Below are 14,165 nucleotides of genomic sequence, written 5' to 3' on the forward strand. Positions count from 1 at the left end.
TGCTTAATAGCTATACAATGTCTTATTTGACTTGTGTAATTGTTCCGTTAGTAACGCTTCCCCAATTTGTAAGACTTCCATAAACAATTAATTTAGACTTACTGTTGGCAAATTCTACCTTTCCGCTACCATTAATAGTCAAGTTACCGTATACGACAACTTCACCGTCAATAACCACTTTACCATTGATAAATGAAGTGGATTTTGATCCGACAGTTCCCTGAGAAAGTGAACCTGTTACGCTCAATATGCCACTCCCGTTCACGGTAAAGGTTCCACCAATAACGCCTGAACCTACCAAATTCATCGTTGAATTGACGTTAATGTTTTGCTTCAAAGCTATTGAACCATACATGTTGAATACACCGCTGTTGATGTTAACAGAATTTCCATTGATATTAAGTGTTCCACACCAGTTAAAATTCCTGTTGATATTTACGTTTGAAGCAAATGTTTTTGTATCCGAGTAGCTCGCTTCACTATTAACATTCAGGTCTCCTTGTGTACTGCCTGTGAAAGCAGGATAAGTACCATTACAGCTCGGAGTTGTTGGTTTCAGATCGATGAGTTTAAGAATTTTTAAGCCACCTTTTCCAGTTGCGACAAAAACATAGTTATCTCTACTGATGACAAAATTACTTGAACTATTGTCAATCGCATTGAAACTTGCACTACCAATATAGTTAAAGTTGTTTTGTGTGTCAAATTGATAAGCTGCGATACCAGCGCCACCGTTGGCAACAAACACACGTTTGTCGTTTGTGGATACAGCATTGGTCACAATATCTTCCGCATCCATGTTGCTGTCATCAGGACTTACTGGAATACTAATGCGTTTATCCAAAGCTCCTGTATTTATACTATAAATACCCAAGCCCTGAGCGCCTTCAGAAGCTAAAAGATAACTGCTGTAAAAATCAATAGTACGCTTTGCTGAACTTGGATTTTGACCCACATTGATTGTTTTAACCGGATCAAGATTATTGGATACAACTTTTATCCCCTGTGTTCCTGAAAGCACATACACTTGATTCTGGTATGTTCTTACAGATAGGAGATCCGCAATAGTTACCGATTTTTCGATAGCACCCGAAGATTTATTGATTTTAGAAATAGCACCAGCATTACCTGAAACAGCATACTGGCTTTCGTTGTTAAAAGTAACATCTGTTGCCACATAACTTGGTAGACCTGTATAACGATAAGCATCGGTAGGTAAGCCATTCTGAAGCGGTAAAACAATAAGAACTGCAGGGGAGGTCATTTTTGCCAATACACCTTCATCTGCTGCTCCAGCTAAGAGTAGGCTATTGCCATCAACCGCTAATGAGCTTATGTCGATATTCGGCAATTTGGCATTTACGATAAGACGTGGCTTGTTAATATCTGAAATGTCGATGACATCGACACCACCAAGATATCGATCGCCTTCGGTATTGTAACTTACATAAGCGTAGTTGCCCGAAACAGCAACATGGGTTGCACGAAGCTTATTGCCTTCATAATCCGGAGGAGCGACTTGTGCGACCAATGCTAACGAGAAGTCTGGGTTTTGAGTAGCAGTGACTGTCGAACCATTGGCTGCTCGCTTACCGGATGCTAAAAGATTAGATAACGGCAATAAACCAGCATTTTGATGATCTAAACGTGCATTCAGTTGACTTGCATTATTGTCAATAACAACAGATTGATTTTTAGGATCATCAATGTTATCATTGTTTTTGTTACAGCTAATAATTGCGGTCAATGTCAATGCTAGAAGTGGCAGGTAAAATTTCTGTTTCATAATATTATATATCTATCGCAAAAGTAAACCAAAAATCTTATAGTTAAGTTTTGTTGCGGTTAATTTTTATAAAGCTGTAGTTGTTTTACTACTAGATTTTAGCTGTGTAAACTTTTAATGAACATAAATTTTCCCATTACATGCTCAACTGAGTTTACATGTATAGAAAAGGGTCTGACATAATTCAGACCCTTACTTTTTGAAGATGAAATTCTTTGTTTCTTCTTGTCGTTGTGGTTCCCCTTTTATATGGAGTTATTTTTTTTCTAATTCTCATTTGAAATTTAACGTATTAAAGCAGCTTAAAGAAGGACTCCTTTATCGCTGCTCCTTGGGCAATGATTTCTTGAGGCTCAAATGTCATAAACTGCAAAGCTTTTGATTTGTGGCGTTTCTGTCGCTTCGATGACATGAAAGCGAATTTTAGATGTTTTGATCTTGTCAAACTTATGTATCCTTTTGTTGCCAACTGATTCACCAGAAGCAACGTTTACCCAATTATTATCGATCCAGGCGGCTATGGTGTATTTTCGAATACGCTCGCCACGCTGTATTACCTCACCAAAGATGACCTGATTTACAGTTTTAGGCGTTTTCAGGTCTAGGGTAAAGTCTTTTGCTGCTTTGTTTTTAACGATTGCTACGGGATGGGATATGACAGTGGTCAATGCTCTGCCAAACTCCGCTAGTCGATCAACATCCTCCGTAGGAACTAGGCCGCTCGTATCGACTACAATGCCCAGTAACATGTTGGAATTTCTGCCTACACTGGTATAGTAGGAATCCACTAGCTGATCCACCGAAAGGAGCTTCTGTCCATTTTCTTTCCAAAACCATCCACCTTGCCAACCGGTGCGCATAGGGAAATCGGCTTCTCCGGGGCACCATAGTGATCCATTTGGATTGCCGTTCAAACCATCGATAACAATTGTTCCGGTAGCTGATGTCGTAAAATCCGAACGGCTCCAATTGGGATACGGTGCTCTTCCTTCTTCATTTCCTATCCATCGTATTAAATTTTTGGCATCACTTGGACCTTGAAAAACCACAGCATCAGGTTGTAGTTTTTTTAGTAACGGAGCAATATCTGGTCCGCCATCTTTTATGGGCAGTACCCCACCATCAAACCAAATTTCAAACAGCTTACCATAATTTGACCATAATTCGGAAAGCTGCGTTTTCACAACATCATTGTATTGTTGCTGCGTAAGTGGGCCTCCTGATTGAACTTTACCTGGATTATTCACATGCAAATATCCATTGGCGGAAGCACTGGCATAGATGCCAGGTCTGATGCCATATTTTTGACAGGATTGGATAAAATCCTTTACGATATCGCCTTTTCCTGCTTTCCAAGGTGATTTGCTGATATTATAGTCATGTGCTTTGGTAGGCCATAAGCTGAATCCCGAACAATGCTTTGCGACGAGCACAGCATATTTTGCACCTGCAGCTTTGGCAGCCTTGATCCATTGATCTGTGTCCAATTTGCTAGGGTTAAAGACTGAGGCAGGAGGGTGCGAGCCCCATTGTTGCCATTTATAGTCAGGTACATAATTTACAACATCGAAGTGAAAAATCACCCCGATCTCCGCTTCAGCCCATGCTACATGGGCCGGAGAAGGGATCACTTCCTTTTGTTGGGCGTTACAAAGTAAGCCCGACAAAAGGAAGTGGATCATTAAAATATAGTTCTTCATTTTTATTCGTACTATTGCCATCCTGTATTCTGTCCCAATGCAGGGTTTAAACTTATTTCCTCTAACGGTATTGGAAATAAATACATTTTGTCATTCCATGATCTTTTTTCTAGTGCAGTGTAGATCCGAATATAAAAATCGCCATTGACGGTTATACCATTGACTTGTGCCGCTGGATATTTGGCTCTCAAAGCTGGAGTAAGTTTCATCCCTAATATAGTTTCAGGACGTTCGATTCTTTTTCCTGCTTTCCAGCGTAACAGATCGTCAAATCTGAAACCTTCGTCAGCCAGTTCGACTCTGCGTTCCCGTCTAATTTCGTCAATCAAAACCGGAACCTCTGGAAATACCGAATTGGGATCTCTTTTTAACGAAGCAATAATCATATCAGGCATACCAACACGTTTTCGCAGCAGATTGATGCTTTTGTCGATATCTGTTTGTTTGATATCCCCTAGTTCTGCTTTAGCTTCGGCATAAATCAACAATATCTCAGCATATCGGAAGATAAAGAAGTCCAGAGTCGATTGATTGGCTTGCCACATAGCAGGGTCTGAGCTTCTTCCTTTAATCAACTGATATCCTGTATTGGCAGTGTTAGTTCCAATTCTCGGTAAATCGATAATGTCTTTCGATCCGTCGCTGTTTTGTAGTAATACGAAACCCTTGGTTGCAATTGTTTGTTTGGCCCGTGGGTCGCGATCGGCAAATTCATCCTCAGGCGTATTGTCCCCTTTATATTTTGTGCTAAGCGCGGTGGGTAGTCCATCTGAGCAAAGATAATTTTGGACGAAATCCTTACTATAACCGGTTCCTGTCTCGCCCAAAGTCCTGCTGATACCATTCATTAGGATGCTTTGGAGGTAGCGCCTTCCAAGGATAGACTCGGTATTGCCATTGAGTTCTTGCTGGATAAATAGATTATAATAATCCGTTGTCGGGTTCCCGGTGGAGTATAGAGAATATTTATTTGATCCCATAATAAGTTCGGCAGCACTGACCGCTTCGCGAAGATATTTTTCGCTCCCTTCGACGCTGAAATATTTCCTTCGGGTTCCTTCCCATAAGCATATCCGGGCTTTGAGCGCAGCAGCGGCATACTTATGCAAGCGACCCGCAGAAACGTTGTCGGCAGGAATATTATCAAGAGCGAAATTTAGGTCGGCTAGGACCGAATCCATCACGATATTCCGCGACGTTCTCGGCGCATAGAGCTCTTCACTTTTTTCCGTAAGATCCTTACTGTACCAGGCAACATCTCCATAACGCTTGGAGAGACCCCAATAAAAAAGGGCGCGGAAGAACCGGACCTCACCGGCGTATTGATTTTTAATTGCCTGACTAGCTTCGGCGTTGTTGTAGCGCTGTAAGAAATAATTTACATTCCGAATATTTGTCCAGTTATAACCGGCATCTGTATTGGGGACAACATATTGGCCAGCTAAAAAAGCGTTTATACTACTCGGGACTTTATCGTCTGACTGATTGTCTTGGATAAAATTTTGGGTAGGCAGAGAAGTATAAAACTGATTCGCATAGAGCATCAGGTCATTTTCGTTCTTGAAGAAGGTTGGTTCGGTGATCGAGGACAAAGGTAGCCTGTCTAGGTAGCTATCTTTTTTACAAGAAGCAATAAATGCCAATGAACCGAGTATGAGTAGTGTTTTTAATGTTTTCATAATTTAAAAGCTAAATATTATCAATTAAAATCCGAGTTGTAGTCCAAATGCCACCGATTTACTCTGTGGAGCATCTTGAAAATTGAGAACTTCTGGATCGAAGGCATCAAATAAGCTCGTAAACGTAAGGAGATTCTGTCCCGAAATATACACACGTGCACGGCCAAGTTTTGCCCGTTCAGTCCATTTTTTAGGTAATGAATAACCAAGTGTAAGTTGTTTCACCCGAAGGTAGGCAGCGTTTTGAAGGTATTTTGTCTGCTGTTGCGAGTTGCCACCATTACCAAATCGTAGCCTCGGAAAATAAGCATCTCTGTTTTCTGGTGTCCAATAATCTGTTGCATAGACAAAAGGGACATTCCATTCGCTCGTAAATCCCCAGAAAGCACTATTGCTGATCCAGGTATCTCGTTTGCCTATACCTTGTAAGAAAGCGGAGAAATCGAAGTTCTTGTAATTTAACCCCATGTTAAGGCCAAACGAATACCGAGGGGTGGAATTTCCGATGATTTTTCGGTCCCCAGGGTTACCGACCGTATTGTTGCCGAAGTCGATCTTACCATCATTATTTAAATCTGCATAACGGATATCGCCAGGTCTCCAGGTACCACCCCATACTTGGGTCTGTTTTGGGGCCGAATCGATTTCTTCCTGACTTTGAAAGTAACCCTGTGTTTCAAAACCCCATATCTCGCCGTCTAATTTACCTTCATACCAGTTATTGAATATTTTGGTAGTATTCAGCGGATATTTTGTGAGCTTGGCATGATTGTCCGATAGCGAAAGCATCAAGTCATAGGAAAGCTCGTCGCCTATGCGGTCATTCCAACCAACACTAAGTTCCCATCCCTTGGTAACCAATGTACCTGCATTTTGGCTCGGTGCGGCTGTTCCCAGTACGGATGGCAGTGGAACCCCTGCAACAAGCATATCGCGTGTACGTCTTTCGTAAACGTCAAAGCTACCGGTAAGACGATTTTTAAGTAAGGCGAAATCTAGACCGAAATTGGTCGTGGCCGATTTTTCCCAGGTAAAGTTTGTGCTTACAAGCCCTGGAGCCCCCACACTTACACCGGTTTGATTACCAAAAATATAACCTACACTATTGTTTACGGGCATTGTTGGCAGGTAAGGATAGAAATTAGTCGCAGAGTACAGATCATTACTGTTAAAGCCTTGGTTAGGCAATTCACCGTATGATCCTCTCAATTTCAAGTCATTGACAACATCCTTAATTCCCGCCATAAAGTTCTCTTCAGAAATCCGCCAACCTGCAGAAACAGAGGGGGTGAAAACGTATCTTTTATCTGCAGAAAAACGGGAGGATCCGTCGTAGCGACCATTGATTTCCAATAGGTATTTCTTATCAAAAATATAGTTCAGTCTGAAAACTGTTCCAAAGAGTGCCCACTCGTTTTCAGCTCCGGTTACACTTGGTCTAGGATCATTATTTAGATTAATAGCGGGTTTGGTAGGGTCAACAAGATTATTTGCGAAAATGCCTAATCGTTTGTAGCGGCTGCTCTCCCGATTGATACCCGCCATTGCTTTAAAATAATGCTTTTCCGCGAAGGTGTTTTCGTATGTAGCAAAAGCATTTAAAGCAAAGTAATTATGGTTATCTGTTGTTTCTGATACAGATGAAGGATTTGTCCAAGGAAATGTGCCAAGCAGAATCCCATTCACACCATATTCCTTAAAAGGAATCTGATGGCTTTGTAAAAAGTTGTTGTAGGCATTCCAGGTATAATCAGCGACGACCGACACATGTTCGATAGGTTTGATTTTCACTCCTCCGGTTAGCCATAAGTCATTAGAATATCGTTTTCTTTTTCCATTGTTAGCCGCTACAGCGAAAGGATTGGTAAAACTGCCCTGTCCTGAAAAGTTGCCATCAGGATGTCGAATTGGCATAGTCGGTCTCAAGTCTCCAGAGATCCATCCAGATGATGTTCCCCCCGTAACGACTCCGGCGGTTTCTTTATCGTCTATATGAGTGAGGGCGAAATTTCCTGTTAAGGTCAGCCAATCTGTAATCTCAGAGTTTACTTTCATCGATGGATTCAAACGTTGATACTTTTGGCCAGCCTCTTTAAAAAGCCCCTTTTGTTGTAGATATCCTAAAGAAGTGATGACCGAAGTTGCACCACGGCCACCCTGTAATGATAGATTGTGTCTTTGCATCGGCGCCCAACCTGGATATTGTTCCTTAATCCAGTCTGTATTTCCTACATAACGATACTTGGCTGGATTGGAAGGGTCTACATACACCGGAAGGTTGTTGACAGGATCGTTAAAGTAGGCATTTGCAAGAATAGAATCTTGTTCTGTAAAAGACTCTGTCGCCGTGGTTCCGCCGTCTTGTCCGTTTCGATTTGCCTGGCGGTGCATCCTAATGTAATCGATCGAATTGATGTATTTGGCCATTTTGGTAGGCCTGGAAATGGTGTATTCTCCTGTATAATTGATTTGTGGATTTTGGCTTTTCGGATTCTTTGTCTGAATCAAGATGACGCCATAGGCCGCTCTACCGCCATATATAGCTGCCGCAGCAGCATCTTTTAAAACGGTTACATTTTCCACATCCGAAGGATCAATAGAATTGGGGTCACGTTGTACCCCGTCTACTAAAATCAGTGGACCTGCGGTACCGCCATTGATCGAACCTGTACCGCGGATATTGAATTGAGAACCAGTGCCAGGTTTGCCATTGGCCGAAGTGATGTTTAGGTTTGGAACCAAACCTTGTAGTCCTTGACCTAAATTCGCAATTGGACGATCAGCTAGACGTTTGGCACTTACAGTTGAGACTGCTCCGGTCAGATTCTCTTTCTTTTGGGTACCGAATCCGACAACAACGACTTCCTCGAGGTTACTGTTTGCTGCCTTTAGAACAACATTGATTTCGTTTTTCCCCTGCGTGGGTATTTCTGCTGTTGCATATCCAACGGAGCTAATAATCAAAATGCTGTTTGATTCCGGTACAGTAAGGGAAAACTCCCCTTGGGCATTGGTACTTGTGCCGATGGTACTACCTTTTAAAAGAACATTTATACCAGGAAGAGCTTGCCCATTTTCGTTTGTCACTCGCCCTGTGATTGTCCGTTTTTGAATATTGTCATTGACGTTTTTAGCAATAAGCTTTGGCGCCAATTTAAGCCCTATAGCGATAGAGCGTCCCTTTATTTGATAATCTAACGATTTATCGACTAAGAGTTCATCCAATAGAGAGCTGATCGATTTATTGTTAGCACTGATCGTGATCGGTTTAATATTTTTCAGGTCGTTCTCGTCATAAATGAACGTGTAACCAGACTGTCTACTGATCTCAATCAATATATTTTTCAGTTGTGCTTTATGCTGGTTGAGGTTAATGCGCTGTGCGCGAACATTTCCCATAGCCGCCATAATGGAAGCCAATAATAGAACAAAGGTTAGTTTCATAGACAGGTGTGTCTTGTAAGATTTCAGGTATTGGTAATAATACCTTGGATGATCTTTTTTCATATTTTTTAAGTTTAATAAACAATGCAGGTTGACATCTATACAGTCCTTGGTTGCGGAGACCATATTAGTCAGATTTACATTGGCGGTTATAGGTTTTCGTTCCAGGTTTCTGAGGAACTAACACAATAATTGGTTTCGGATCTCTTCTCGAATGTCGATGAAAAAGCTTTTCTTGTCAGGTTATCGCATAGCTACAATCCTCCTTCCTTCTCGTGTGAATTTTACGTTTGACTTCAACTCAATAGCCTGCAACACTTCAGATAATTTGGCGTCCCTTGGGATAATGGCTGAAAACTTACGATCGCCATAGGGGCCCATCTCGACTTCAACGTTATACCAACGTTCGATCTTGCGTGCATATTGGCTCAAAGGCTCCTCATGCAGTACATAAAGACCGTCCTTCCATGCATAACTATCTTCAATACCGCTGGTTGTTATTTCAATAGCATCTTTTCCATTGACAATTGCCTGTTGCCCCGGACTTAAGAGGGCCTGATGTTTAGTCTTTGTGTCCATAATGCGCAGACTGCCACTGACAAGTGTCGTGTATGAACGGCCATTGTCATTATAGGTATTGACGTTGAAACTTGTCCCCAGTACTTCAATACGCTGTTGTGCTGTTTGTATGACAAATGGTTTGTGTATATTTTTGGTAACTTCCAGGTAGACTTCACCTGTCAGCTGGATTTGTCTTTCTTTACCAATAAAGGCCGCTGGATAAGTGATAGAAGATAAGGCATTCAACCATGCTTTGGTACCATCAGGCAGCACGACTTCAAATTGACCGGCAGCAGGTGTTGAAAGCCGGATTGTTTTTACATTCTCCGTTTCAATGATCGTCGTTCCATTATTGTATCCCAATGAGCCTTCTTTTGAGATAATGCTGCTATTTTTTCCGTCTAGAGCAATTGCTGGTTGTCCATCTATTGATAATAACGCTTTGTTTTTGCCTGGCGCAATGTCATCAACAAACAATTCATGTTTGCTTTCTTGATTATTATTCCGTTGTAGATATAGTATTGTTCCAATTGTAAAAAAAGCGAGGAGAATTGCAGCAATTGCTATAATGTACCCTTTATTATTATAAGGCTGCTCTTTAGAGATTCCCTTTAATCTTTTTTGTAGTTCGATTACATCCGAAATTAGCTCCTTGTCAGATGGAATTTGGTCTTCACCTAGATTAAGATACCATTCTTCAACAAGCGCTTGTTCTTGTGTTGTACATTTCCCTTCTAGATATTTCTTAAGTAAGGACGGGCCATTTCCATGCTCTTGGTTCATCATGATAATATAGTTGGTTACTTCTATATGACGGATGAGAAGGGGGGAGAGGGGGGGGATTAGAAAATTTTACAAAAAAACAGTAAGCTTACCCAAAGCAGGCTTCCTAATTTACTGCGAAGCAGACGTAGGGCTTCTTTCATATAACTGCGAACGCTATGTTCTGATAGATTAAGCTTTTTTGCGATATCCTTGTGACTGAGATAGTGCTCCCTACTCAGTTCAAAGACCTCTCTTACGCGTGGGGAAAGCTTATTAAGCACACGATCTATTTGTTCCTGAAGCAATTTCTCCCTTAGGGAATGGTCTGTACCTCCAGTATGATGTGTTGTAATAGGAGGTAATGAGGCCAAATACTTAGTTTTTGATTGTTCTTTGGCGATGTGATCTATTACACGGTAGCGTATGGCACTGTGGAGGTAGGCAGATATTTCTCCCTGGATAGCCAACGTATACCTGTTTTGCCAAATCGAAGCAAATAAGTCATGGACGATATCCTTAGCGGCTTCGCGATCTTGCAACTTATTGGTTGCGTGAAGATATAATAAGGCAAAATAAGTGTTATAGAGCTTCTGAAAGGCAAGAGAGTTCCCATTCTTTAGCTCTTGCAGTAGATCCCTTTCTTCTATTTTTTGCTTATTGTACATGATCAATGGACAATATTAGTAAACAATGCATAGTTGAGCAAATCTATTCAGCTTTTGTTTGCATGCACACGATTGCGTAATATTTGATGTTTTTCAAGAATGCCCATTTACAGACTAATATGATTCTCTACTAGTCAATATTTGCGATAGCTTTTTATTGCTTTCTCCTAACGCTTTCCAATAACTTGAATAGAAAAAACGTTTATTTCAGTTCTATACCGATATGTGTATTATTAGATTATAAAATGAAATTGATAATTTTGGAAATAGCTAAACCACTCAAAAGCCTGTAAATTGTTAGTTATGAAAAGAATAATATGTTTTACCGTTGGATCTCTACTTTTCAGTGCCATTTATCTGCAAGGTTGCATAAATAGTGGAAGTACCCTAGAACAGCGGGAAAAAGAGTCCTCGGTCCCGATATCATCTAATTTTGATTCACTGGAGTATTATTTTATGGATATTGATTTATTTAAAATAGGTGAATTGGAGGACAAAAAGAATAAATCTGAGAAAGAGCGTCTTTTGTTATCAATATTGGAAGATGATAAGTTGGATCTTTCCCTTTTATCTCATTTGAAGAATATAGGATATGTTAGAGGCTCACTGGATCAATCTCTCTATAGTACTGTCGACTCACTATTTTTCTTAAAAACAAGAACCGATCATGTCGACACCTCTTGTATTTATGAATTTCGAGATATCCTTGTGTTCTATAAAAATAAGCAATGCATGGGGATCGCTAAGATCTGTTTTGATTGTAAAGCTATGGTTTCATGGAGCGAAAAACCAAATTTCGCGGGTTTCGGTGATTGGGAAGATTACGATAAATTGTATCTTTTACTCAAGAAAAAGTAAAATTTCATCAATAAATAAGCGAAACCATCCTGAGATGGTGAAAGAAAATAAGGTAGTAAAAATTCATCCGAAAATAACATATGTTTAAAATGAAACAAGTAATAAAAATCGTATTTATAGGACTATTCTTGACATTGTCTTTAAGCTCTTGTAGCGAGAAACTAAGTGGAAAGGATCAATCGTCCTTTGATAGTTCTCGTAAAAAAGTAGAAGCAAAGCTGAATGATAAAGAAAAAGCGAACTTGGAAAAGGCCTTGCGAGTGGCATTATCCGAAGCGATGTGGCTCAAAATGAATGAACCTGAAAAGTATCATGAAGAATCAATAAACCATATATCGTTAGGTCTGATCGATGGCAAATCTTACGGTGCTGTATTGGACCTGGCCGATGATATCCTTCAAAAGCAGCAGGAACGGAAAATAGTGCATCTTCAACAAGAAATAGATAGTTTGCAAAAGCAGAAATCTGAATTTGAACGGGTAAAAAAAGACCTGGCCGTCTTTCAATTGGAACCTATTGAATTGGATCTCGAAGATTTTTTTGGCGAGTCTGTCCCAAGAATCATTGTAAGTATGAAGTATATAGGCAAACAGCCGCTAACAGGAAGTCAAGGTTTTTCGTATGTACTGAAAAAACGGTCTTCACAAGCTATTATCAGCGACGAGCAATCTGTTTTTGGCGAATCTGACAGTGTACTCCAGCCAGGTGAATCCCGGGTCAACACGATCGTTTTTAATCAGCAAAAAAAAGAGTATCCTAAACTTTGGAACTTCGCTAACTATCCCGTCAAAGGAATCAACCTGGCAGACTACGATTTGGAATTGATTGTGACAACACAATCCATCAAATCCAATGATCGGGAGACGGTTCTTCCAAAAAGTAGTGTAACGCTGATCAATGAAAATTTAAAGAAATTGGAAGATGAAATCACCGCATTAAAGAAGGAGAATATTAGCCTTGACGATCTGCAATTGACCTAGTTTTTATCATCCATTCGCCTATTCTGTGCTGTGAAAATTATTTAAAAGGATCCGATAGCACCTTTAATTTATAGGTTATTCGGTCAACGTTGACAACCTGACGAATTTTAGATTAGACGAAATAAATAGGGAGCCGATAGTAACATCAGCTCTCTATGTATTCGTAATTCTCGGAATAATCGTAAACAGCTCCTTTTGTTTATAATTCCGATTACAGGTGTACGTTTATTTCTTGTCCCACCAAACTTTCGATAGGAAGGAGTCGCCATTTGTCATTCGTGCCGCAGCTTCCTTGAGATTCGACGCGTTCAGCTCAGCCTCTTCACTGGAATAAATCGCCCGACGTGGTATTTGTCCGTTGGTGGAACCTGGGTTAGGACCGGGGGTTAATCGAGGATATCCCGTACGTCGCCACTCAGCAAATGCTTCCATATCTCTGCCAAATAGGTGAATCCACTTTTGTGTCGCTATTTTCTCCATCTTCTGTTCGTCAGTCAGACTGTTTAAACTTAATATAGGTTCGTAGGAAGTTGGAATTGCCGCCATATTGTAGGGCGGAAGCGCCAACGCAGCTTTCACCCCTTCTGTAAAGAATGTTTGGGCATTGGCACTTGTAGCTCCCCAGCCTAATAGAGCCGCTTCGGCTTTGTAGAAACAGATATCCGAATAAGTAAAAGCATAACTCGGAATTGGAGCAAAGCTAAGACTAAACCAAGTTGATTTATTCGCTGTTGAATAATTGGCTCGAATCAATTGGGATAGTTGATTATCGGTCAGCGAGACCCCAATACCTTGATAGGTTGCCGTACCATTGACATTGACTGGTTCGGCAAGTAGTGGAAGCCTAGGGTCGTTGTATTCTTTTAGTTTATCGACTAATGTATTGGCAAGATAACGTAGATCGGCACTTCCTGTTGTCATTTGACGCAGGATAGGGTTTTGGTTTTCAGCTTGAGCATCGTTGTAAGTCGGCACAGCCGCGTTGTCACTGTTGCTACTGAATAGACCTACTGTGGAGGTCATGGCTTCGGTAACCGTTTTCTGCGCCAAAGAAGGATTGGCGTACCGCAAGCGTATGCCGAGCTTTAATTTGAGCGAATTGCCAAATTTTTTCCATTTGTCAATGCTGCCTTTGTAAAAGAAATCTGAGGAGCCGTAAGACAGGTCTCCGCTGGTCAGCCTCGCAATAGCAGCATCGACTTTTTGAATGAGTGCCGGATAGATATCTTCTTGCTTGTCAAATTTGGGTGTACGGTTAATTTCCTTATTGGATTTTGTAATCTCGGAGTAGGGGATATCCCCAAACAAGTCTGTAAGGCGTTGATAGAGGTAGGCTTCATAAAGTTCGGCAATAGCCAGTTTACTCCTGCCTTCTGCATTGTCTTCCTTGCCGCTCAATTCTTGTTTAATCTGAACGATATTGCGGAGCAAGGTGTAATGCTGTGACCAAATAAGATTTTCGGGTCCTTCAAAATATCGAGATACAGGTACTACCGGCCCCCCCGCCCAATGTTGGATCCAAGAGCCGAACTTGTTGTTGGGTAGTTCTCCAGACTCCTGAAAAGTACCATCACGTAGAACGCGGGCTATCAGTAAGGAAGGATCTACAGTGGTGACAGATGTTGGGGGCGTGTTGATTCGTTCGAAATCTTTGGTACAGGAACCTAGTCCAGCCACAGAAAAAAGTCCGACGATGAATGTATTTTTAAATAGTTTCTTTTTCATGA

General features: G+C 41.0%; 9 protein-coding genes. 2 read left to right on the forward strand and 7 right to left on the reverse strand.

The annotated features are described in order from the left end of the window. Positions 1 to 22 precede the first annotated feature (22 nt). The 6 genes from B3600_RS07160 to B3600_RS07185 form a co-directional block, all read right to left on the reverse strand. The gene (locus B3600_RS07160) at positions 23 to 1,786 is read right to left on the reverse strand and encodes a hypothetical protein (RefSeq protein ID WP_286752528.1); all 1,764 of its coding nucleotides are present in this window, start codon (positions 1,784 to 1,786) and stop codon (positions 23 to 25) included. 353 nt (positions 1,787 to 2,139) lie between these two features. Continuing rightward, positions 2,140 to 3,486: an alpha-L-fucosidase gene (locus tag B3600_RS07165; RefSeq protein ID WP_286752529.1), complete on the reverse strand. Its 1,347-nt coding sequence runs from the start codon at positions 3,484 to 3,486 to the stop codon at positions 2,140 to 2,142. Between the two features lie 11 nt (positions 3,487 to 3,497). Then, complete coding sequence (locus tag B3600_RS07170; protein ID WP_286752530.1) at positions 3,498 to 5,165, reverse strand: RagB/SusD family nutrient uptake outer membrane protein; 1,668 nt, start codon at positions 5,163 to 5,165, stop codon at positions 3,498 to 3,500. Between the two features lie 24 nt (positions 5,166 to 5,189). Then, positions 5,190 to 8,672, reverse strand: a complete 3,483-nt coding sequence (locus tag B3600_RS07175; RefSeq protein WP_286752531.1) for a TonB-dependent receptor — start codon at positions 8,670 to 8,672, stop codon at positions 5,190 to 5,192. Positions 8,673 to 8,852: 180 nt separating this feature from the next. Then, positions 8,853 to 9,956 carry a FecR family protein gene (locus B3600_RS07180; RefSeq protein ID WP_286752532.1) on the reverse strand — a complete coding sequence of 368 codons (1,104 nt, stop codon included), beginning with the start codon at positions 9,954 to 9,956 and terminating at the stop codon, positions 8,853 to 8,855. A 56-nt stretch (positions 9,957 to 10,012) separates the two neighbouring features. After that, the gene (locus tag B3600_RS07185) at positions 10,013 to 10,600 is read right to left on the reverse strand and encodes an RNA polymerase sigma factor (protein ID WP_046672100.1); all 588 of its coding nucleotides are present in this window, start codon (positions 10,598 to 10,600) and stop codon (positions 10,013 to 10,015) included. Between the two features lie 303 nt (positions 10,601 to 10,903). On the opposite strand from B3600_RS07185, the gene B3600_RS07190 reads away from it, so the two are divergent. Together B3600_RS07190 and B3600_RS07195 are read left to right on the forward strand one after the other, a co-directional pair. Then, complete coding sequence (locus tag B3600_RS07190) at positions 10,904 to 11,458, forward strand: hypothetical protein (protein WP_286752533.1); 555 nt, start codon at positions 10,904 to 10,906, stop codon at positions 11,456 to 11,458. Positions 11,459 to 11,547: 89 nt separating this feature from the next. Next, positions 11,548 to 12,438, forward strand: a complete 891-nt coding sequence (locus B3600_RS07195; RefSeq protein WP_286752534.1) for a DUF6694 family lipoprotein — start codon at positions 11,548 to 11,550, stop codon at positions 12,436 to 12,438. A gap of 225 nt (positions 12,439 to 12,663) precedes the next feature. On the opposite strand, the gene B3600_RS07200 is transcribed toward B3600_RS07195, so the two are convergent. Then, positions 12,664 to 14,163 (reverse strand): SusD/RagB family nutrient-binding outer membrane lipoprotein, encoded by a 1,500-nt coding sequence (locus B3600_RS07200; protein ID WP_286752535.1) that lies wholly within the window; start codon positions 14,161 to 14,163, stop codon positions 12,664 to 12,666. Positions 14,164 to 14,165: the final 2 nt, after the last annotated feature.

This window comes from Sphingobacterium sp. UBA2480, assembly GCF_002341965.1.
GTDB classification, from domain to species: domain Bacteria; phylum Bacteroidota; class Bacteroidia; order Sphingobacteriales; family Sphingobacteriaceae; genus Sphingobacterium; species Sphingobacterium multivorum.

What these genes read in the sequence shown, in the direction of transcription:
- B3600_RS07170 (WP_286752530.1), bottom strand. Translation starts at nt 5,165, where the DNA reads ATGAAAACATTAAAAACACTACTCATACTCGGTTCATTGGCATTTATT.
- B3600_RS07165 (WP_286752529.1), bottom strand. Translation starts at nt 3,486, where the DNA reads ATGAAGAACTATATTTTAATGATCCACTTCCTTTTGTCGGGCTTACTT.
- B3600_RS07200 (WP_286752535.1), bottom strand. Translation starts at nt 14,163, where the DNA reads ATGAAAAAGAAACTATTTAAAAATACATTCATCGTCGGACTTTTTTCT.
- B3600_RS07180 (WP_286752532.1), bottom strand. Translation starts at nt 9,956, where the DNA reads ATGATGAACCAAGAGCATGGAAATGGCCCGTCCTTACTTAAGAAATAT.
- B3600_RS07185 (WP_046672100.1), bottom strand. Translation starts at nt 10,600, where the DNA reads ATGTACAATAAGCAAAAAATAGAAGAAAGGGATCTACTGCAAGAGCTA.
- B3600_RS07160 (WP_286752528.1), bottom strand. Translation starts at nt 1,786, where the DNA reads ATGAAACAGAAATTTTACCTGCCACTTCTAGCATTGACATTGACCGCA.
- B3600_RS07195 (WP_286752534.1), top strand. Translation starts at nt 11,548, where the DNA reads ATGAAACAAGTAATAAAAATCGTATTTATAGGACTATTCTTGACATTG.
- B3600_RS07175 (WP_286752531.1), bottom strand. Translation starts at nt 8,672, where the DNA reads ATGAAAAAAGATCATCCAAGGTATTATTACCAATACCTGAAATCTTAC.
- B3600_RS07190 (WP_286752533.1), top strand. Translation starts at nt 10,904, where the DNA reads ATGAAAAGAATAATATGTTTTACCGTTGGATCTCTACTTTTCAGTGCC.